Origin of the sequence: Xanthomonas pisi DSM 18956 (assembly GCF_001010415.1) — a bacterium.
Lineage (GTDB): Bacteria > Pseudomonadota > Gammaproteobacteria > Xanthomonadales > Xanthomonadaceae > Xanthomonas > Xanthomonas pisi.
Map to the genome: position 1 here is coordinate 1 of NZ_JPLE01000239.1, position 341 is coordinate 341.

Annotated in this window: 1 protein-coding gene; it reads left to right on the top strand. The window is 46.9% G+C overall.

The window, feature by feature from the left end:
* A partial coding sequence (locus Y887_RS17855) for an ATP-binding domain-containing protein (protein WP_046965630.1) occupies positions 1-218 on the top strand: 218 nt, incomplete at its 5' end.
* Positions 219-341 lie beyond the last annotated feature (123 nt).

Genomic DNA, 341 nt, shown 5'->3' on the forward strand with positions numbered 1-341 from the left:
CTACTGATCAGGAAGTGCGCAAAGAAGCGCAACGCGCTGTTGGTGGGATGGACTATGGCTATGTCATCACGGTGCACAAATCGCAAGGCAGCGAGTGGGACAATGTGTGCGTGCTGGAAGAAATCTTGCGCGGCGTTCCGTACTCCAAGATGATGTACACCGCTATCACCCGTGCTAAGAAGAATCTGACCGTGTACCGTGATTTGAAAGCGCGTTAATGTTGACGTAAATTTACGAAAAATAAAACTGAAAATCAGTTTAATTAAAGTGGCATTGCCGCCATAGTTTTTAGTTGCTACTGGCGGCGACTGAAGGCATAATTAAGTTATCCCAAACGGGGA